Source organism: Weissella thailandensis (assembly GCF_001932615.1).
Taxonomy (GTDB): Bacteria; Bacillota; Bacilli; order Lactobacillales; family Lactobacillaceae; genus Weissella; species Weissella thailandensis.
Genome location: NZ_CP014332.1, coordinates 1,654,848 through 1,677,160, shown reverse-complemented (window position 1 = coordinate 1,677,160; position 22,313 = coordinate 1,654,848). Strand labels below are relative to the sequence as shown.

Below are 22,313 nucleotides of genomic sequence, written 5' to 3'. Positions count from 1 at the left end.
AACACGTTGAAACGCACGGTAAAGCGCGGTATATTAGTAGTCGGTATATATTTAGAAATACAAGATAAAGAGGAGTGTCGATTAGCATGGCTGAGACTACCGAGAAAAAAATTCGAGTGCGTTACGCACCGTCACCAACTGGACATTTACATATTGGAAATGCCCGTACTGCATTATTTAACTGGCTATTTGCCCGTCACCACAATGGTGAATTTATTATCCGTATTGAGGATACAGATCAGACTCGTAATATTGCAGATGGTGAAAAGTCACAGTTGGATAATTTGACTTGGCTTGGTTTGGACTGGGATGAATCTCCAGCCAATCCAGGAAAGTATGGTCCTTATCGTCAATCTGAGCGTCTATCAATTTACAAGCCACTTATTCAAGATTTGTTGGATCGTGGTTTAGCATACCGTTCATTTAAAACCTCAGAAGAATTAGCTGCTGAACGCGAAGCACAAGTTGCTGCCAAAGAAGCACCACACTATGTATATGAGTACGAAGGCATGACTGATGAAGAAGTTGCTGCCTTCCAAGCTGATGCCGAAGCTAAAGGACTACCATATGTCGTTCGTTTCCGTGTTCCTGAGAATAAAGATTATGCTTGGGATGACATTGTTAAGGGACCTATTTCGATTAATTCATCGACTGTTGGTGGTGACTGGGTCATTCAAAAGGCTGATGGTATGCCAACATACAACTTTGCCGTTGTTGTTGATGACCACATGATGGAAATTTCTCACGTATTACGTGGGGATGATCATGTGTCAAACACACCTAAGCAATTGATGATTTATGATGCATTTGATTGGGAAGCACCAGTCTTTGGTCACATGACTTTGATCATCAATGCAGATACTGGTAAGAAGTTGTCAAAGCGTGATGAAACTGTTTTGCAATTTATCGAACAATATCGCGCATTAGGTTACTTACCAGAAGCTTTGTTGAACTTTATCGTTCTACTTGGTTGGTCACCAGTTGGTGAAAAGGAAATCTTTAACAGAAAACAATTGGTTAAGATTTTCGATGAAAACCGTCTATCAAAGTCACCAGCTAAATTTGATAATAAAAAGTTGGAGTGGGTCAACAATCAATGGATTAAGACTGCCGATCAAAACATGGTATTTGATAAGCTAGTTGAACAATTGGTTTACTCAAAGCTTGTTGATCCAGCAGAGTTGACGGCTGAGAGACTACAATGGTTACGTTCAGTTATGAACATCTATATGGATGGTGTTTCTTATACTGCTCAAATCGTGCCATTGATCAAACCGGTATTCTTTGAGATGCCAGCAGCTAATGATATTCCTGATTCAGCAAAGGAATGGATGAAGGCAGATAATGTTGATGATATGTTGAAACTATTCATTGATAAGATTGAAAAGATGCCAGTATTTACAGCAACTGCTATCTTACATGCAGTTCGTGAAATTCAACATGAAATGGATGTTAAGGGTCGCGCACTATGGAATCCATTACGTATTGCGACAACTCGTGAAGAGCAAGGTCCTAATCTAGGAGAATTGCTTGAGTTGTTAGGTCGTGAACGAACCTTAGCAAATATTCGTGAGTTCTTATAATAAAAATTTTGAAAGGGGTTGGGACAAAATGATTGTTCCAACCCTTTTTGGCTCACTCTCTTTTTGCTTAAAAGTCATGTAACTATGTTCGTCAGTATGTTAGAATGTTACTTAGTATAATTAGCGATAAATAGCTAATAATGACCGATGAGAGGGAAGATAAAAATGGCTAATCCATTACGTACAATTATTGAAAGTGATAAAGGAAAATTACGTCGCTTGGGTCGCTTGGCTGATAAAGTGGAAGCCCATGCTGACGAAATGGCAGCCTTATCTGATGAAGAATTACAAGCAAAAACGCCATATTTTCGTGACCTATTAAAGCAGGGTCAAACGTTAGACGATATTTTACCAGAAGCCTTTGCGGTTGTACGTGAAGGTGCAAAACGTGTTTTGGGGTTATACCCATTCCGTGTCCAAATTATGGGTTCTGCAGTCCTACACGGTGGTAATATCGCCGAAATGAAGACCGGTGAAGGAAAGACATTGACTGCGACCATGGCCGTTTATTTGAACGCCTTACCTGAAAAGGGTGTTCATGTTGTGACGGTTAACGAATACCTAACACAACGAGATGGTGAAGAAATGGGTCAACTATACAAGTGGCTCGGTCTTACTGTTGGTGTTAATTTAACTGAGTTATCACCAGATGAAAAACGAGCAGCTTATCTTTCTGATATTACGTATACAACAAATTCAGAGATTGGGTTCGATTATCTACGTGACAATATGGTTGCACGTAAGGAAGATCGTGTGCAGCGTGGTTTGAATTTTGCCTTAGTCGATGAGACTGATTCAATTTTGATTGATGAGGCGCGTACACCATTGATTATTTCTGGGGCACCAGCCCAAACGAGTACCCAATTGTATATTCGTGCCGACCGTTTTGCAAAGTCATTAACTGAAGATGAAGATTTTAAAGTTGACCACGAATCAAAGTCAGTTTTGTTGAATGATTCAGGAATTGCTAAAGGTGAAAAGTACTTCAATCTAGAAAACCTTTACGGCACAGGAAATGTGGCGTTGACTCATCATATTGATCAAGCTTTGCGTGCTAATTACACCATGTTTAATAACAAGGATTACGTTGTCCGTGACGGTGAAGTTGTCTTAGTTGATGCTTTCTCTGGTCGTATTCAAGAAGGACGTCGTTTTTCTGATGGTTTGCACCAGGCTTTGGAGGCTAAAGAGCAAGTACAAATTCAAGAAGATAATCGTGCCATGGCATCAATTACTTATCAAAACTTGTTCCGTCAATACAGTAAGTTATCTGGTATGACTGGTACCGCTAAGACTGAGGCGGACGAATTCCGTGAGATTTACAATATGGAAATCACAACGATTCCAACTAACGAGCCAATTCAACGTGTTGACGAACCAGATTTGTTGTACCCTAACTTGCGTTCAAAGTTTAATGCGGTACTAGATTTGGTGATTAAATTACATGAAAAAGGCCAACCTATTTTGATTGGTACAGTGGCTGTTGAAACATCAGAATTGTTATCGCAATTATTGGATAAAGCAGGTATTCCACATAATGTGTTGAATGCCAAGAACCATGCGCGTGAAGCTGAGATTATTGCAAATGCCGGCCAACGTGGCGCCGTGACAATTGCTACCAACATGGCTGGTCGTGGTACCGATATTAAATTAGGCCCTGGTGTTGCTGATATGGGTGGACTAGCAGTTATTGGTACTGAACGACATGAATCTCGTCGAATTGATAACCAATTGCGTGGTCGTTCTGGACGTCAAGGAGACAGAGGATACTCACAATTCTTCTTGTCACTAGAAGATGATTTGATGATTCGTTTTGGTGGTGAGCGTATTAAGAATTTGATGGAAAGCATGAATATGGGTGATGAGGATGCAGTTATCCGTAACGGTCTAATTACTCGTTCTGTTGAATCTGCTCAAAAGCGTGTTGAGGGAAATAACTATGACTCTCGTAAGCACGTGTTGCAGTACGATGATGTGATGTCACAACAACGTAACGCTTTCTATTCAAACCGAAACCAGGTTATCGACGAAGAAACATCATTACGTGATGTCCTATTACCAATGGTTGAGCGTACGATACATCGGGTAGTTAAGAACCAAACAAATGGTAAGCCAAAAGACTGGCATCTTGATGCAATTGTTGAATTTGCTCAATCAACGATTGTCCCTGTTGATTCAATCACAGTTGCTGATTTACAAGGTAAGTCAGCACAGGAAATTGAGAATGAAATCTATCGTCGTGCCAAGGAAATGTATGACGAGAAGCGTCACGCCCTGGGGGATGATGAGGAACGGTTATTGCAATTTACCCGTGTCGTTATTTTACGTGTGGTTGATTCGCAATGGACGGATCATATGGAAGCAATGAATCAATTACGTGATTCTATTCAGCTACGTGGTTATGGACAGTTGAACCCATTGATCGAGTACCAAAACGAAGGTTTCCGTATGTTCGATGAGATGATTGCGGGCGTTGAATATGATGTTACGCGACTATTTATGAAGTCAGAAATCCGACAAAATGTGCGGTAAGCAGACATTTATTGAAACAAAATCTTACAATCAAGATTGATGAATAATGTCTTGGTTGGGCGAGCCCGGAATCTGACGGTAGTAATTGTTGGATTGCGGGCTTTTGATGTGTTGGCAGACGTTAAATTCTGCCCCAAGTAGGCCTGACATTCATTTGTGAATTCTTGCAGGGAGGAAATAATGGAAATATCTGAAGCACGTCGCCGATTAACTGACATGTCAGCAGAGATAGATAAGTTTGGTGACTCGCTAGATTTAGAGGCATTGAATGATGAAATTGCGGCTAATGAAGCGAAAATGGTTGAACCTGACTTTTGGCAAGATAATGTTGCTGCACAAAAAGTTATTGACGAGAATAACGTGTTAAAAGGACGTCGCGACAATTATTTAAAGCTTGCAAACAGTGCTGAAAATGTCGAGGCGGCGATAGACTTATTAAGTGAAAGCTATGATGAGGATATGGCAACAGAAATGGCAGATGATTTAGAAAAGTTAAGTGACGATTTGTCTGCCTATCGTTTAACGCAATTACTCAATGAGCCTTATGATAAAAATAATGCGATTTTGGAAATTCATCCCGGTTCAGGTGGTACGGAGTCAGCGGATTGGGGAGCTAATCTACAACGTATGTATACACGTTGGGCTGAGCAGCATGGTTTTAAAGTTGATATTATGGATTATCATCCGGGGGATGTCGCTGGTGTCGATTCGGTAACCTTAATGATTACTGGTCATAATGCCTATGGATATCTTCGTTCTGAACGTGGTGTTCATCGTTTTGTACGTATTTCACCATTTGATTCAGCTGGTCGGCGTCATACATCATTCGTTTCAATCGATGTGATGCCAGAATTAGATGATTCAGTCGAAGTTGATATAAATCCAGCGGACGTAAAAATGGATGTTTATCGAGCATCAGGTGCAGGTGGTCAGCACATTAACAAGACATCTTCAGCTGTTCGTTTAACTCATATACCAACGGGAATTGTGGTTGCCTCGCAGCAACAGCGTTCGCAATTTCAAAACAAAGATACAGCGTATGCCATGTTGCGGGCAAAATTGTATCAGTTAGAAATGGATAAAAAGGAACAAGAACGCGCTGCAATTGCTGGTGACCATTTAGAAAATGGATGGGGATCACAGATTCGTTCGTATGTTTTCCAGCCATATCGGATGGTTAAAGATCATCGCGATGGTTTTGAGTCGGGGAACCCGCAAGGAGTCATGGATGGTGATTTAGACCCATTTATTAATGCTTATTTACGCTGGCGTTTAGCAGAACAAAATCCAGAATAATATCATAAAACATAAATAGACCGGGACAATGAAGTGTCCCGGTCTATTTATGTTTAAAGTAGTTTAAGTATACGCTTGTAACTTTTACATTATAAACGTTTTTTGTCGTATTTTTTATTTACGTACTAATTCAGTATAGGCACCTTCATCAAGCACCAAGTCGATTTCACCAATGTATTCTAGTGGATCAGCTTTAATAAAGGTGTGCTTAAAGACATAAAGGCCGTCATCGGTTGATTGTGATTCAATACCACCCATATCATATAATTCAACGCCCTCATCAAGCGCCCATTGAATCATGGCAGTTTGTACAGCGTAAGGGGCGTAGTAAGTAGGACCATCATTTGATCCTGCATACATATACCAGATTTTACGGCCGTATTTAAAGCCGATACCAGTTGATAATAATTCACCTTCACGTTCAGCAATATAAACACGCATGATATCGCTATCGCCAAAAGCATCGCGCATTCGTTCAAAGTAATCTTTTGGACGATATGTAATGCCATGACGGTTGGCCATGTTGACGTAAGTTTCATAAAAAGCATCCATTGCAGCGGTATCACTACCATAACGAACGGTTACGCCATCACGCATTGGTCGTTTTAACTTTGATTTTGTTTTTGAGGGATACAAATCAAAAGTTTCTTTGGCATCTGGCTTTGCCTTTAAGTCCAAGACCATGTTTAGTCGTGGTTGAATTGTTGCATGCATCCCTTCATCAGCAACATTACGATTACGAGTTTCAAATCCGCGGGCTTGTAGTTGTTCGTTTAGTTCATCTGAATAGACAACCTCTGGGTCCATTCGGATCACATAGGCATCATCATCAGCGATGGCCTTTTTTGCTTCAACCATTAATTTTTCCAATAAATCAAGGTTAGTAATATCCATTACAGGACCTTTTGAAGCATAAGCAAATTTTTTACCTAATTTTGTTTGGGTCAATAACATTGAAATTGCGGCAATGATATTATCAGATTCATCGGTCACATATGCATAGCGGGGTTCCCAATTATTTTTAATTTTTGCCCAACCTAAATCTTGTCCGACTTGACCATAGGGTGAATGTTGCACAAACTCTTCATATTTTTTGACAGCTGCCGTGTCATTTAAATCTAAAACGGGCATGTTATCCTTCTTTCTTCAGTAAATAGCTAATTTAGATCTCCTTATGAATTATAACATAGGCAATAAAATAGTTTTTAGCGTATAATGAGATATATGGAAACTATTAAATCAACAAAGAATAGCCGTGTCAAAACATGGCAGAAGTTACAGACTAAAAAAGGTCGCCTAGCAAGTGGTACGTATTTACTTGATGGTTGGCATTTAGTACAAGAAGCAATTACACATGATGGTAAGTTACACGCAGTTATGGGAACGGCAGAACAACTAGCAGAACACCAGGAGGAATTACCACTAGGTGTACCCGTTTTTGAAATTACAGAAGAAATTGCGAAAAAACTATCTGACTTGGTGACGCCCCAAGGTATTTTTGCCGAGGTTTCATTACCTAATGCAACGCGTGAACCGCAGTTTATTCATGATGGTGCTTGGTTGTTTTTGGATGCAATTCAAGATCCAGGTAATGTTGGTACGATGGTTAGAACAGCGGATGCTGCTGGTTTTGCTGGGGTTGTCTTTGGACATGGGTCGGTTGATCCATATTCACCTAAAGCACTACGCGCTATGCAAGGATCACAATTTCACTTAACAACAACAACTGGTGATTTAACAGACTGGACTGCTTCATTTACACAGAATGGTATGAATGTCTATGGTACCCAGTTAGATCCGGAAGCTGCCGATGTCTTTACGGTACCGGCACAAACACAATTTGCTTTGATTATGGGGAACGAAGGGCAAGGTATGCAACCGGAATTGGCCCAAATGACCACTCAGAATCTATATATTCCGATATCTGGTCAGGCAGAATCATTAAATGTGGCAGTTGCAGCAGGGGTTGCGATGTTTGCATTAAAGGCTCGTTAAAGTTTTTTAAAGTAATCTAAGTTTGTGCGAGGGGGAAGAGCAATGTTAGATTGGCAAAAAGATAAAGTATATAGTGATATTGTGAAAGATTTATTGTCACATCCACAAGTACAGGAAATGGCAAATTATACACAACATCACCACTCAGATCGATTAACACACTGTATTACGGTTTCTTATGTTAGTTATCGTTTAGCTTTACGCTTTGGCTTAAATGCTACCGCAGTTGCGCGTGCAGGAATCTTACATGATTTGTTTTTCTATGATTGGCGTGAAACAAAGTTTGAACTAGGATCACATGCGTTTATTCATCCACGAGTTGCCTTGCGTAATGCCGAGAAAATAACAAATCTTTCTCCAATGGAAAAAGATATTATTTTAAAGCATATGTGGGGAGCTACAAGTGAGTTACCACATTATCGTGAAAGTCTATTAGTTGACTTGGTTGATGATTATTTGGCAATTGCTGAATTCTTCTCGCCAGCTTCTGCTAGAATGAAGCGTTTATTTCACACAAACTAATAAAAAAGAGCGCGAGTCAAAAGGCTTCAGACTTTTGGAACGCGTTTATGCTATAAAACTTACAAGCTAAATAAAAAAGGAGGTTGAGACTTATTTGAGTCTCAACCTCCTTTTTATTTAAATGTGGATTATCGCAAGCTAACTTTCCGACCATGAATAAAGTAATATAAGACAATACCGATTAGGGCAATGACTGCCATTACGATAAATAAGTTTTGGTAACCAAGGAATGGTTGGACAAAGCCAATCACAGAAGGCCCAAATCCTAATGCAAATTCATAGCAAATGAAGTAAGTAGCAGTTGTTTGAGTCAATCGTTCAGCAGGAACCATTTGGGTGGTCGTTGTTTGAATTGCAGATTGGAAATTTCCAAATCCAAACCCAATTAGGATAGCCGCTAATAGCATCAGCCAACCATTTGACATTTTTCCAAGGATGAATAAGCCGATAGCTAAGACCACTAATGCGGGATAGACAACGTAATTTTCGTTTTTCTTATCCATTAGACGGCCCACGACTGGACGTGAAACTAGAATTGCCAATGCATAGACTAAGAAAAAGTACGATGCAAAGGTGACTAAGTTTAAGTCACTGGCATAAAAGTCTAGTTCAGATTGCAGCGCTGCATAACCAAATGTTACAAAACCAAGGGTCAGTGAGATACCGAGAACTTTTGGTTCAATCAAGGTACGTAAGCTAAATTTTTTACTAGTTGGTGTTGCTTGAATCGTTACTTTGTTGGCATCAATTAGCAATGAAGCAATCAGTGCGATAATTCCTGTAAAAAATTCTAACCAAAATAAGACGGTGTAAGAATAATGTTGTTCAATTAGTAAGGCAAAGAAGGGACCAAAGGCAGTTCCTAAAATCGTCGCTAATGAGAAATAAGCAATTCCTTCAGCGCGTCGGGCCGCTGGAATCACGTTGATGACTGCGGTATTGGTAACTGTTCCAGTTAAACCAACTGCTAATCCTTGAATAAAGCGGATAATCAGCAGATAGATGATACCACCTTCATATTGATAAGCGAGAAGGATTGGCACGAGAATCACCATGCTTAAAATAGTTAAATTTTTAGCACGAAACTTTGCCGTCATAATGCCAGCGCCAAAACGAGCAACCATGGTACCAATAATCGTCATACCGGTAATCAAGCCAGCCATTGTTGTACTAACATGATAGGTATTAACCGAATAGGGACCAATGATGACAAACAGACTATAAAACGTCATCATACTGAGAATTTGAATAATAAATAATTGAATAAAAGTTGCATTAAAAATGCTAGGGGAGTCACTGTTTGACGTAATACTATACCTATCTTTCTAAAATTTTTTCTAAATAAGTATACACCATCTGTCAAATCAACTCTTTTCGTGCTTAACAAATGACGATATAATACACCATGTGGGAGTTAGAAGTTATTCCGTGCATTTTTTGTAAGTAAAGCATAGAATGAATATACGAGAAGAGAAATTAAGCTAGTTAAGGAGAAAAAATATGGTAGTTGTAACCGATAAGACGACCGATGCAACACAATTATGTGAAAACAAGCTTTGTGATAAGTTTGTCGCAACTTTTGAAATTTTGGGTCGTAAATGGAATGGTATGATTATTGAAACATTGTTAGTCAATGGTCCACGCCGTTTTAAGGACTTAGCGCAGTCAGTATCAAAGTGTTCTGATCGTGTCTTAGTGGAACGTCTGAAGGAATTGGAAACTGCAGATATTGTTGAACGTCGTACGTATGATGATTCAGCTTTGATTGAATATGCGTTGACACCACGTGGTGAATCAATGCGTGATATGATGACGGCTATTCATGAGTGGTCAGATCAGTGGCAATGTTCTGAAAAATAGGAACTTGAAAAGTTAAAATAAAGTTGTACAATAAAGCAAGAAACAATGAATGACCTAGTAGGTGTCTTCTTAAGTATCAGCGAGCAGGAAGTGGTGAGAGCCTGTCTTTTGGAACACTGAATTTCAGTCAGGAGTTCATCAGTGAAAAGTTGGTGCGGTTTATCACCGTTAACAGATAACCGAGGGTAGTCTTGATGAGACTACTGAATTTTTTGGGTGGTACCACGTTAATTAGCGTCCCTTCGATAAGTAATTATCGAAGGGATTTTTTATTTGTAAAAATTTATGAATATTAAGGAGAAGAGATATGAGTTTACAAGATGAGCTCACGACATTACGCGATGAAGCATTGTTTCAAATTAATGACGCAGCGGATGTTAAGGCATTAAATCAGGTACGCGTACATTGGCTAGGAAAGAAAGGTCCTTTGACTGAAGTATTACGGGGCATGAAAAACTTGTCACCAGAGGAACGCCCAGTCGTTGGTGCATTGGCGAATGAAGTGCGCGATGCGTTGACAACAGCTATTTCTGAGCGTCAAACACACTTAGAATCAATTGCTTTGGATGCACAATTAGCATCTGAAACCATCGATGTGACTTTACCAGGACGTTCTGTTAAACAAGGACAGCCTCATGTGTTACAACAAATTATTGAGAACTTGGAAGATCAATTTATTGGTATGGGCTACCAAGTTATTGAAGGACCAGAAGTTGAAGAAGATCAGTATAATTTCGAACGCATGAATTTGCCTAAGGATCATCCAGCACGTGATATGCAAGATACTTTCTATATTACACCGGAAATTTTGATGCGTACGCAAACTTCACCAGTTCAAGCACGAACAATGGAAGCTCACGATTTTAATCAGGGACCTTTGAAGATGGTTTCTCCAGGTCGAGTTTACCGCCGTGATACTGATGATGCCACTCACTCGCATCAATTCCATCAAATGGAAGGACTTGTGATCGACAAGCACATTACGATGGGTGATTTAAAGGGAACCTTACTCGCTGTTGCACACAATTTGTTTGGTGAAGCCCACGATATCCGGTTGCGACCATCATACTTCCCATTTACTGAGCCATCAGTAGAGGTTGATATTTCATGGAATGCAGTTACGCCAGACATGAATCCGGAAGATATTGAATGGATTGAAGTTCTTGGTGCTGGTATGGTACATCCAAACGTTTTGCGTAAGTCTGGTATTGATCCAGAAGTTTATGGTGGCTTTGCCTTTGGTCTTGGCCCTGATCGTTTCGCAATGCTTAAGTATGGGGTAGAAGATATCCGTAACTTCTATTTGAATGATGTTCGTTTCTTAACGCAATTTGATCAGAAAGGATAAGACAAAATGAAAGTTTCAGTAAATTGGTTGCGCGATTATTTACCAATTGCATTACCAGCCTCAGAGTTAGCAGAAAAAATTTCTCGTACCGCGGTTGAAGTAGAAGGGCAATATCAACCTAAAGGAAATATGAAAAAGGTTGTTATTGCTAAAGTATTATCAGTTGTCCCACATCCTGATTCAGATCACCTAGTAATTACGCAATTAGATGCCGGTGAAGATGAGCCAATTCAGGTCGTTACTGGGGCACCAAATGTGGCTGAGGGACAGACCGTTGTTTTGGCTAAGCATGGTTCAGTTATTGGTGATAACAAGAAGATTCGCAAGGGTAAGTTACGTGGCGAATTATCAAATGGTATGTTAGCTGCCTTACAAGAACTTGGCTTTGAAGATAAAGTTGCGCCAAAGGACTTTGAAGACGGTATCTGGGTATTCAACGATATTGATGCAGCAGACCTACAACCTGGTGAAGATGCTTTAACTGTACTTGGTTTGGATGATGATGTGTTGGAAACAGGCATTACACCCAATCGCGCAGACCTATTTTCAATGAATGGGACAGCGTGGGAAGTTGCGGCAATTCTTTCAGAAGAGCCAACTTTACCTGCCTTTGAGTTAAACGAGACAGATGAGCAAACTAGTGATGTTATTGAAGCAACTGCACCTGCTGAATTGGCATCTAAGTATGCCGTTCGTGTTGTTAAAAATGTGACAGTTAAAGATTCACCACTTTGGTTACAACGTCGTTTGTGGACAATGGGTATACGTCCTATTTCAAATATTGTCGATATCACCAATTACATGTTGTTGATGTACGGTCAACCAATGCATGCATTTGATTTGAATGCTTTGCCTGAAGCAGAAGTGCATGTTCGTCGCGCTCATGATAAGGAAGCGATTAAGACGTTAGATGGCGTTGCACGTGAAGCCTCAGCTGATGATATTGTCATTGCTTCAGGGGATGAAGCTTTGATGTTTGCCGGTGTCATGGGTGGTGAATCAACTGAAGTGACACATGCAACAACGGATATTGTTCTAGAAGGTGCCATTTTTGAACCAAAGTCAATTCGCCATACTGCTCGTGACCAAAGCTTACATTCAGAAGCATCAATGCGCTTTGAGCGTGGGGTCAATGTAGAAGATACTTTTACTGCCTTAGATCATGCCGCGGCGTTGGTTGCTGAATTAGCCGATGGGCAAGTGACTGCTGGTCGTGTCGTTGCACAAGATTATACCTATGAAGCACCAGTTGTTGACGTTAGTGTTGATCGGGTGAACCATGTCCTTGGAACAACAATTACGGCAGCTGAAATTGCTGCAGTCTTTGATCGCTTGTTCTTTGATTATGAAGAAAATGACAATGTCTTTTCCGTAACTATTCCAGCTCGTCGTTGGGATATTACGATTGCTGCAGATTTGATTGAAGAAATTGCCCGTTTGTACGGCTTTGATAATTTGCCAGCAACATTGCCAACTGGAGAAACGACGCCAGGAAAGTTAACACCTAAGCAACAATTAGTTCGTGCTAGTTGTCATGCCTTGGAAGGACTAGGCTTAAATCAAGCCATTTCTTATGTATTGACAACACCAGAAAAGGCTGACCGGTTTAAGCTACATGAGGGTGAACCAATTCAATTGGATTACCCAATGTCACAAGATCGTCAACAGACTCGTAGTAGTTTGTTAACTGGACTTTTGGATGATGTCGCTTATAACGTGGCCCGTAAGCAAACTGATGTGGCTTTGTACGAACAAGGACGTGTCTTTGTTTCGGATGGTGATTTGACAAAGCGTCCACAAGAAATTGAACATCTTGCAGGTGTTTTGAGTGGTAATATCACGGAACGTACCTGGGTACAAAAAGCACAAGCTGCTGATTTTTATGTGCTAAAGGGTATTGTTGAGCAATTACTAAAGAATTATGACTTTGTTGAACCAGTTCACTTTGTGGCCAACACAGTGCGTGAGGACATGCACCCAGGACGCACGGCTGATATTTATGTTGGTAATACGTTGATTGGTTTTGTGGGACAAATCCATCCAATGACGGCCAAAGAATACCGTATCAATGAAACGTTTGCCTTTGAGTTGAACCTAGATGAAATTATTGCATTACCAAAGCACCAAGGTCGCTATGAAGCAATTTCACGCTATCCAGCAGTGTCACGTGACTTAGCCATCTTGGTTGCCCGTGACGTACCTGCTTCACGGATTGAAGAAGCTATTCAGCAGGCAGGTGGTAAACATCTACACGATATTGTTATCTTTGATGTTTATACTGGTGGTAATGTCCCAAGTGACATGAAGTCAGTTGCCTTTGGTCTAACATTTATTAATGCTGAACAAACCATGCTTGATGAAGAAACAAACCAAACAGTTGATCACATTGCCGGTGCTTTAGCTGAACAATTTGGTGCTGAAATTCGTTAAAGTTTAATTAAAGAATATATAAATAGCCGCTATTACTGATATACTTGGGTAATGGCGACTATTTTCGTTATTTATTAAAGATGATTTTAGGAGAACGTATTATGAACAACGGTAAACGTAGGCAAGGTAAGAAACGTAGCCGACAAGGGAAATGGCGGTTGATTATTCTCTTCTTGGTATTGGTAGCACTTATTGCTGGTGGTATTGCCTTTGTATTGAATTATCAAGACGAACGTGATTATTCTGCTTTAAATAGCCAGGATAAGAAAAATAAGCAAGTTAAAGTCAAAGATGGCGACGATGCAGAAGACGTTGCTAATAAGTTGGACAAAGCAAAGCTAATTCGTTCAAAAAAAGCTTTCGTGCATTATGTATCGTCCCATGATGTTTCTAATTTGAAGTCAGGGTATTATCTATTTGCACCATCGGATTCAATCAATGAAATGGTTAAAACTTTGCGTCACGGTGGCGCTTCATCACCATTAAATAATCAAGAAACGATTACGGTACGTGAGGGTGAAACCATTGAAGATATTGCCGCTGAAGTTGGTCAAAAAACAAAGTTTACCAAAGCAGAGTTTTTAAAGGCCGTGAACAATAAGGCATTCTTTAATCGATTGAAAGAAGCATACCCAGGTTTGCTTGACTCAGAAGCATCAAGTAAAAATGCGAAGGATATCCGTTATCGATTAGAGGGTTACTTGTACCCAGCTACTTATAATTGGAAGGATTCTAATAACGCTCGTGAATTGGTCAACCAGATGGTTGCACAATCGTACACGCAGTTAAAGAATCAGTTTGATACAATCAAAGATGCTGGTTTGACGGTTCATGAAACATTGACGTTAGCATCATTGGTTGAGCGTGAAGGAATTGACCAGGATAGTCGTCAGACGATTGCGGGTGTTTTCTTGAACCGTATTGATAAAGATATGCCATTGCAGTCTGATATTGCCACAAAATATGCCCTTAAGACGAAGAAAACCAACTTATCTAATAAGGATGTGCAAAGTTCAAATCCTTATAATTTGTACAAGTATTCTGGTTATGGTCCGGGACCATTTAACAACCCTTCAGCATCATCGATTGAAGCGGTGCTAAATCCTAAGGATCGTGATAAAAACTATCTATACTTCGTTGCTAATTTGAAGAATGGTAAGGTATACTATTCTGCAAATTACGATGACCACTTAGGTAAATCTGGTGACTTAGAAGAAGGAAATACTGCTGTAGGAGACGCAGCAGATAATTAGAATGACAGACTTAATATCAGCATTGGGTCTTTAAGAATAAGGATAAAGCCACATGTTTCGTCGACAAGCCTAACATGTGGCTTTTCCATTGTCGTTTTATTAATCAACAAAGGAGCGGGTTATGCAATCAGCATTAGAGACATTACAACAATCATTTGGTTATGATGATTTTCGTGAAGGACAGGCTGAAATTATTGATGCGGTCCTAGCTGGTAAACGGACACTAGGAATTATGCCAACTGGTGGTGGAAAATCAATTACTTATCAAGTGCCAGCATTAATGCTGCCAGGAATTACAGTGGTTATTTCACCGTTGATTTCATTGATGAAAAATCAGGTTGATGAACTGATTGCGAATGGCATCGATGCAGTGACTTTAAACTCAACACAAGATGAAGAAACTTATCACCATGCGATGAACCATCTGTTAAACGGCCAAGCAAAATTATTGTATTTAGCACCTGAAAGGTTAAAAAATGAAGGGACTTACGCCTTATTGAATCGTTTAGACATCTCATTGGTGGTGATCGATGAGGTCCATGTGCTATCACAATGGGGGCATGATTTTCGACCAAGTTATCTTGAAGCTGTTCATCTAATCAATAATTTGATGTCAGCTCCTCGGGTTATGGCGTTAACGGCAACGGCCACGCAACGCGTTCAAAAGGATTTAGAAGAACGCTTGGCTATTGACCATACAGTGCGTACCAGTGTGGTCCGTGATAATTTAACGATTCGGATGGAAACGGGGTTAAAAAAGAAAGATAAGGATGATTATGTCCAACGTTATGTGCAAAAACATGCCGACGAGGCTGGGATTATTTATGTACCAACGCGTAAACTAGTAACGAGTTTGACGGCATTTTTAACTAGCCGACATTTATCGGTCGTTGGCTATCATGCGGGGATGACTGATGAGGAACGTAATCAGGCACAAGATGATTTTTTGTTTGATCGCGCTAATGTTGTTGTAGCGACTAATGCTTTTGGTATGGGAATCAACAAGTCTAATGTCCGCTTTGTTATTCATTACAGTATGCCCGGATCAATCGAGGCATACTATCAAGAAATCGGTCGTGCCGGTCGTGATCATTTACCAGCAGAGGCTATCTTGCTATATGCAGCGGCTGATTTACAAAGGCAACGATTCTTTATTGAAAATAGTGATAATCAAACGCCGGAGTATCAACGTTTGCAAAAGAATAAATTGCAAGAAATGGCCAACTATGGAGCCACAACGGTTTGTTTGCAACAGTACATTACACGTTATTTTGGGGAAGAAACATTACCTTGCGGGCATTGTACAAATTGCTTAGATACACGAACAGCGATTGATGTGACAACCGATGCACAAAAAGTTTTAAGCCATATTGTGCGTATGCGAAATGCTCGACACAATAAGGATGCATTTGGAAAAATTGTGACTGCAGATACTTTGCGTGGTCATGTACCAGAAAAATTTAAGTGGGCACATTTTGATCAATTACCGACCTTTGGCTTAATGAAGGGGATACCAAGAGTTAAGATTGCTTCATTGATTGACTTTTTGTTGGCCTCTGGCTATTTGCAAATAACTGGTGAATATAGTGGCTTAATGGTTTCAAAAACTGGGTTACAAGTTTTGCAAGGTGAACTTCAAGTGATGCGACGTCAGTCAAAACAAATGATTGATGATCGGGTTACGACTGGTTCGCCATTGACACAAGATGATTTAGATGAATCTGAAAAAGCAGTATTTACTGAACTACGCAAGTGGCGTTTAGAATTATCCAAGAAAACATCAGTACCTTCATTTATCATTTTTAATGATCGAACTTTAGTCGAACTAGCGCGCCAACAACCTAAATCATTAACTGAACTACTTAATATTTCGGGGATTGGTCAAGCCAAAGCAGATAAGTATGGTCAAGAAGTTTTGCAAGCTATCGCTCAAGTAGCAACAAATGAATAGATTTTAAGCAATAAAAAAAGACGAACATGAATTGAAAAAATTCATGTTCGTCTTTTTTAAAACTATGCAATTTCAACAGATAGGATTTCAACATCCATATCAAAGCCGTTAGGCAATGTAACTGCAACCTTATCACCAACTTTATGACCAATTAAGGCAGCAGCAATTGGTGATTCATTTGAAATCTTACCTTCTGATGGGTTAGCTTCAACCGCACCAACGATGCTGTATGATTCTGGTTCTTCGTCAGGTAACTCTTTAAAAGTTACTTTCTTACCAACGGCAACTTCATCGTCAGCAATTTCTGATGAATCAATGATTTCAGCATTATCAAGCATGTTTTGTAATGTTTTAATACGACCCTCAACAAAGGCTTGTTCATCCTTTGCTGATGCGTATTCTGAATTTTCCGATAAGTCACCAAAACTACGCGCTAATTGAATACGGCCAGTAATCTCGGCACGTGTTTCTGTAATTAGTGTGTTTAATTCCTCTTCGATTTTGGCTTTTCCTTCGATAGTCATCGGAAATGTTTTTTCTTCAGCCATGACTGTGTTCTCCTGTGTATTAAATTATTTATTTAGACTAATGGTATCCCCAAAGTTTCAAGATTTACATTACCACGTAGACATGCGTGTGTAAAGAGCTTTCAAGGTTTTAAAGCAGTGTGTGTCGCCTTTTCTGGCTCTCAGACCACTTAAAGCCAAGGATAATCAGTAGAAAACCAAGCGAGACAATAGCGCCAATTTTAAAAAACGGTGTTTTGAATTTAAAAGTTACTTGGTGTTTACCAGATTCAAGGGGAACACCGATAAAGAATTTTCCGACCGTGACGGTACTTGTTTTCTTGCCATCGACATAAACTTGCCAACCAGACGACTTAGGAATGGTTGTCATCATCATGCTATCCTTTTTGGGCATCGTAATTTCACCGCTAATTTTAATTGGCGATTGTTTTTTGATCTTATACGGATGCTGTTGCAACGCTTTGGCCTGTTTATTTATTTGTTGTTGATTACCTTGATATAGCGAAACATTTTGTAACCAAACGTCTTTCTTCTTCAGTGAAAAAGTTACTTCTTGCGACTGTCCCTTGGCGTGCGCCGGTAGTGGCACAATAATCGTATGACGGTGGCTTGGAATAGCTGGCAATGTTTGTCCATTCAATTGGATTTCTAAGTTGTCATTCGTCACAGCATTACCAAGGGTTAGATAGTATGGGTTATTTGATGTGGGCACATAAGTTAACGTTAATGAGGCACCTTCGTTATTGTTTTGCTTAGTTAAGTAAGCACCAGTAATGGTTGCAGGTGCATTCAAATTACTTGCACTTGATTTAGAAAAGTTAGCACTTGTAAAAATATCTTGTTGATTATAGCCGTTCAAGCTTCCCCATAAAGTATTTTGATTTCGCAAAGGATCATTTTCTTTGAACTTAACATTGCGGACATTATCACTGGCAGCAAACCCTAGTGGTAATGCATTGGGGTTTTGAGACAAAATTGCTTGTTTTGTTTGATTGACCAGTTGATAATTACCATTTGTATCAGAGCGTGAATATGTTTGCATATTTGTTGGCGTACCACTAACGGTTGGCTGATTGCCAGTGGGCTGTAGTAGATAACGCATCCCCAATAATGAGTCGGTCATTAACGTACCGCTTGAATAGGCAATGTAATTGTCACCCTCAGGTTGTCCGAAGGCTGCCATGATATCACTTTGTTGGTGCTCTAACGCAGAACTGAAAGTTGAGGCACCGTGATAGTTACCTTGCAATGGATCACCCTTTGTTCGTTGGAAAGATTGGGCAACACGATAAAAGTCAGTACTACTCTTGGGTAAATTCTTTGTTATGTTATTAAGGCTGCGAATATAGGTCTGATATTCTGTATTTGTGAGATAGCTGAAGTTATTGAGTGTCCAGACCGTACTAGTCGTCATTTCCCCAATAACAATTAAGGTTACAGCTGGTAGCCAAAACTTAATTTTCGCAGGTAAAATATGCAATAGTAGTAGGACAATAAAGAAGCCACCACCAATGTATAATTGTGCAGCCGTAATAAAGTTCAAATCGCCAATACGAGAGAACAGATAGATAAAGACACCGCTAGCAAGAATTAGTAAGGTTAAAAATTGGTACCAAGAAAGTCGTAAATAAGGTGACCAGATTGAAGCGACCAACCATAAAATCCAAAAACTAAATAGATAAGAAAAACGATAAGGATACCAAACTGGAAATTGAAAACCATGCCATAAGAGATTTAATGGCGCATACATCATTGAAATAACTAGGATGGCAGTAATAACAAATGCGACAACACGCGTTTGCCAGCGAATATTCCTGAGTGTGAAGAAGAACCAAAGAATGATGATTGGAAGACTACCAATGAAAATATTTGGTAAGCCGCTGGGCATCTGTTCAAAATTAAATGTTCCGAGGAAAAGTTTGCCTAGGATATCGGCTGGTTGATACTCAAATTTCCAACTTAGGTTGGCCAACATGTGTTGCCCTTTACTATTCATTAGAGTGTAAGCAGTCGGTAACCAAACAATAGTTGCTAAACCGATACTGACAATACCGCCTAGCAGGAAACGACGTAACATTATTAACCGTTGTTTGAAACGGTAGGGTTGCCAAGTCAATCGCCAAATAAAGTACAGAATAAGGAAAACACCTATCATGTAGGCCATATAGTAATTAACAATGATGACAGCCGTTAAGGCTACCACGAAAGGCCAGCCTTTTTCATGTGTGAGATAGTTTTCTAAACCAGTGACAATTAATGGCAATAGAATGGCAGCATCTAACCAGAGTAAGTTCAAATCATTAGCAACAAACCAGCCCATAAAAGCATAAGAAATGGCAAATAAGGGTAGGCGCCAACCAATTTGCCAATGCATTTTACGAATAGCAAAGGCGAAACTCCAGCCGGCCAGACCATATTTTAATACGGTCAGCAGTAGGATAGCGGCTGGCAAGTGGACGTTTGAAAAGGGCAATAATAAAAAATTGGTTGGGCTTAATAAATAGTAGGCCCAATCACCGTATGTCTCACCACCTAATCCTTTGGAAAAATCATAAAAGATACGTAAAGGATCGTGTAAAATTGTTTGCCGAAAGCCAGCATAAAAGTCAATATATTGTTGGCCGAGATCGACGGTCAGAATGGAACTTGATCCGAACGGTGCCATATGGCGGCTAGCAAAATAAGTTAGCATAATCACCATCGGCAACAGAAAACTCATCCAAAGAGCTTTAGTTGATGTCCGCCATTTGAGGGGATTAATATTTTTAAACATAGTAGTTCTCCAAGTTAATTTCAATTACTACTATTAAAACATAAAAATGACAGGCACTCGACTATGATTTATAATCAATTGTTAGAGGGTTTTTGAAAATCCGGTTACTCGATTAAGGCTTGGTCGTCGTGATTTATGCTACAATGGGTAGACTAGAGAATGAAGGAAAGGGTTTAGATTATGCGATCTCCTAAGCGCCGTGGTGGCCGTCGTAAAACTAGAAAAGGTTCAATGTCGCGGATACCAGTTCGGCTAAATGTTTTAATGGGTATCGTGATTTTAATGCTAGTAGCATTAGGATGGCGATTGGTTGATTTACAAATCACGGATAGTGCCAAATATAAAACAGAGGTAACTAGCGCTGAATCCAGCATTGAAAAAACCAATGTGCAACGTGGGCTAATCTACGATAGTACTGGTAAAGTATTGGTGACGAACAAAGGTTCACAGGCCATTACGTATACAAAGCCACGTACAATTACTGATAAGCAGATGTACAAAGTTGCTAATCAAGTTGGTAAATATGTCACGATTGATACCAGTTCTGAAGAATTATCGGCTGCTAATTTTGCTAAATATTATATTCAGTCGCCAAAGCACGCGAAAGCAGTTGCGAAGGCTTCTGGTACGGATGCAGCACCAGGGACTGATCCGTATGTGGATGCATTAACAAATTATATTGAAAAGCATCAGGATAAGTTCACATTAACAGATGCGCAAAAGAATCGGGCATTGATTTTCCAAAAGATGTCTAATGCCTATTCATTATCAACGGTTTATCTTAAGGAAGATGATGTGAAGCAGTCGGAGATTGCTAACATCGGTGAACGACAGTCTAAGATGCCAGGTGTGCGGGTTGGTATTTACTACACGCGTGATTATCCGGAGGGCGAAGGTATTAAGTCATTGGTTGGTGGTACGTCAACCTCAAAGAGTGGCTTACCATCTGACTCAGTTAATGAACTATTAACGAAGGGGTATTCACGAGATGATATTGTTGGAACATCATATCTAGAGAAGCAATACGAAGATACGTTGAAAGGGTCTAAGGGACGCGTCAAGGTAACATCAGGTAATAACGATAAGACCAATGAAGAAACACTTTACTCGGGTCAAGCTGGTGGTAACCTGAATTTGACAATCAATAATAAATTCCAAAATGATGTCGAGCAAGTGTTGAAGGATAAGATTCCTGGTGGTAATACGACTGGTGCTTATGCAGTCGTGTTGAATCCGAAAACGGGTGGTGTTTATGCCAGTGCTGGTGTAAACCGTGATTCGTCAACGGGTTCAGTGACATCAGATGCTTTATCAACGGTTAATCAAGCTAATGTTGTCGGTTCGGTCGTTAAGCCTGCTACGATAACAACTGGTTTTATGAATAATGTTATTACACCGCAAAATAGTACATTGACTGACCAGCCAATTAAGGTTGCGGGGACATCTCCTAAGACGTCGTGGTGGAACCAAAATGGTAGTGGTAATATGCCGCTAACAGCTGATCAAGCCTTGATGATGTCATCCAATACGTATGTCATGCAAGTGATGTTGAAATTAGGTGGTTTAAACTATTCTGACGGTATGTCATTGTCATCATTACCAACCAATGTCTTCCAGACAATGCGTGATGGTTTCTCACGCTTTGGTCTTGGTGTAAAAACGGGGATTGATTTGCCCGGTGAAATTACTGGAATTCGTGGTGAGACCTCTCGTTCGGATATTGGTAAAGCGTTAGATGAGTCATTCGGACAATATGACACGTATACCACGATGCAACTTGCCCAGTATGTTGCAACGATTGCTAATGGTGGGTACCGTATTCGTCCACATATCGTCCAGTCGATTACAACGCGTGACCGTGATAAGAACAAAATCACGACAACTGTTCCATCGGAAGTGATGGGAACGGTTAACTGGACGTCTGCACAGCGTCAAATGATTTGGGATGGTATGAATGATGTTGTTCATAGTAGTTCAAAGTATGCCACTGGAACTGGTCTAAAGGATATCAAGCCAGGAGTTTCTGCTAAAACTGGTACGGCTGAAACCTTTACAAATGGCCAATCAACATTAACTAGTTCACTAATTTCATTTGTTCCTAATTCTGATGTTGCTCTGGCAATTGTTGTGCCAGGTGTTAATCAGGAAGATGAAAATGTTAACCAAAAGATTGCGAAAGATATTTATAAAGCATATTGGAAAGATGTGCAAGATTCAGGATCAGCTAAAAAATAGTTTATAAT

15 protein-coding genes and 1 other annotated feature are annotated in these 22,313 nt (G+C 39.9%); of the genes, 11 read left to right on the top strand and 4 right to left on the bottom strand.

The window, feature by feature from the left end:
- Positions 1-86: 86 nt before the first annotated feature.
- The 3 genes from gltX (at position 87) to prfB (ending at position 5,411) form a co-directional block, all read left to right on the top strand.
- A complete protein-coding gene (gene gltX, locus FOL01_RS08340; RefSeq protein WP_075270194.1) occupies positions 87-1,583 on the top strand; it encodes a glutamate--tRNA ligase in 1,497 nt (498 codons plus the stop codon).
- 165 nt (positions 1,584-1,748) lie between these two features.
- The gene (secA, locus tag FOL01_RS08335) at positions 1,749-4,115 is read left to right on the top strand and encodes a preprotein translocase subunit SecA (RefSeq protein ID WP_075270193.1); all 2,367 of its coding nucleotides are present in this window, start codon (positions 1,749-1,751) and stop codon (positions 4,113-4,115) included.
- 180 nt (positions 4,116-4,295) lie between these two features.
- Complete coding sequence (prfB, locus tag FOL01_RS08330; RefSeq protein WP_075270192.1) at positions 4,296-5,411, top strand: peptide chain release factor 2; 1,116 nt, start codon at positions 4,296-4,298, stop codon at positions 5,409-5,411.
- A 114-nt stretch (positions 5,412-5,525) separates the two neighbouring features.
- Here the strand turns inward: prfB and femX are convergent, their stop codons facing one another.
- A complete protein-coding gene (gene femX / locus FOL01_RS08325) occupies positions 5,526-6,542 on the bottom strand; it encodes a UDP-N-acetylmuramoylpentapeptide-lysine N(6)-alanyltransferase (protein WP_075270191.1) in 1,017 nt (338 codons plus the stop codon).
- Positions 6,543-6,635: 93 nt separating this feature from the next.
- Here femX and FOL01_RS08320 point away from each other — a divergent pair, with 93 nt between their 5' ends.
- On the top strand, positions 6,636-7,406 hold the full coding sequence (locus tag FOL01_RS08320) for a TrmH family RNA methyltransferase (RefSeq protein WP_075270190.1): 771 nt from the start codon (positions 6,636-6,638) through the stop codon (positions 7,404-7,406).
- A gap of 42 nt (positions 7,407-7,448) precedes the next feature.
- Positions 7,449-7,928 carry an HD domain-containing protein gene (locus FOL01_RS08315; protein WP_075270189.1) on the top strand — a complete coding sequence of 160 codons (480 nt, stop codon included), beginning with the start codon at positions 7,449-7,451 and terminating at the stop codon, positions 7,926-7,928.
- A gap of 128 nt (positions 7,929-8,056) precedes the next feature.
- On the opposite strand, the gene FOL01_RS08310 is transcribed toward FOL01_RS08315, so the two are convergent.
- Positions 8,057-9,178: an MFS transporter gene (locus FOL01_RS08310; RefSeq protein ID WP_257787102.1), complete on the bottom strand. Its 1,122-nt coding sequence runs from the start codon at positions 9,176-9,178 to the stop codon at positions 8,057-8,059.
- A 250-nt stretch (positions 9,179-9,428) separates the two neighbouring features.
- On the opposite strand from FOL01_RS08310, the gene FOL01_RS08305 reads away from it, so the two are divergent.
- The 5 genes from FOL01_RS08305 to recQ all read left to right on the top strand — a co-directional run bounded on the left by FOL01_RS08305 (position 9,429) and on the right by recQ (position 16,770).
- Complete coding sequence (locus FOL01_RS08305; protein ID WP_075270187.1) at positions 9,429-9,788, top strand: winged helix-turn-helix transcriptional regulator; 360 nt, start codon at positions 9,429-9,431, stop codon at positions 9,786-9,788.
- Between the two features lie 36 nt (positions 9,789-9,824).
- Positions 9,825-10,033 (top strand) — a binding site (T-box leader).
- 62 nt (positions 10,034-10,095) lie between these two features.
- Positions 10,096-11,136 (top strand): phenylalanine--tRNA ligase subunit alpha, encoded by a 1,041-nt coding sequence (gene pheS / locus FOL01_RS08300; RefSeq protein WP_075270186.1) that lies wholly within the window; start codon positions 10,096-10,098, stop codon positions 11,134-11,136.
- A 6-nt stretch (positions 11,137-11,142) separates the two neighbouring features.
- Positions 11,143-13,566, top strand: coding sequence for a phenylalanine--tRNA ligase subunit beta (gene pheT, locus FOL01_RS08295; RefSeq protein WP_075270185.1), 2,424 nt, complete (start codon positions 11,143-11,145; stop codon positions 13,564-13,566).
- A gap of 101 nt (positions 13,567-13,667) precedes the next feature.
- The gene (gene mltG, locus FOL01_RS08290; RefSeq protein ID WP_075270184.1) at positions 13,668-14,819 is read left to right on the top strand and encodes an endolytic transglycosylase MltG; all 1,152 of its coding nucleotides are present in this window, start codon (positions 13,668-13,670) and stop codon (positions 14,817-14,819) included.
- A 121-nt stretch (positions 14,820-14,940) separates the two neighbouring features.
- On the top strand, positions 14,941-16,770 hold the full coding sequence (recQ, locus tag FOL01_RS08285; protein WP_075270183.1) for a DNA helicase RecQ: 1,830 nt from the start codon (positions 14,941-14,943) through the stop codon (positions 16,768-16,770).
- A 62-nt stretch (positions 16,771-16,832) separates the two neighbouring features.
- Here the strand turns inward: recQ and greA are convergent, their stop codons facing one another.
- Entirely contained in the window at positions 16,833-17,318 is a 486-nt protein-coding gene (greA, locus tag FOL01_RS08280; protein WP_075270182.1) for a transcription elongation factor GreA, read from the bottom strand.
- Between the two features lie 109 nt (positions 17,319-17,427).
- The gene (locus FOL01_RS08275; RefSeq protein ID WP_075270181.1) at positions 17,428-20,070 is read right to left on the bottom strand and encodes a YfhO family protein; all 2,643 of its coding nucleotides are present in this window, start codon (positions 20,068-20,070) and stop codon (positions 17,428-17,430) included.
- A gap of 180 nt (positions 20,071-20,250) precedes the next feature.
- On the opposite strand from FOL01_RS08275, the gene FOL01_RS08270 reads away from it, so the two are divergent.
- On the top strand, positions 20,251-22,305 hold the full coding sequence (locus FOL01_RS08270; RefSeq protein ID WP_075270180.1) for a peptidoglycan D,D-transpeptidase FtsI family protein: 2,055 nt from the start codon (positions 20,251-20,253) through the stop codon (positions 22,303-22,305).
- The last annotated feature ends 8 nt before the right edge of the window (positions 22,306-22,313 follow it).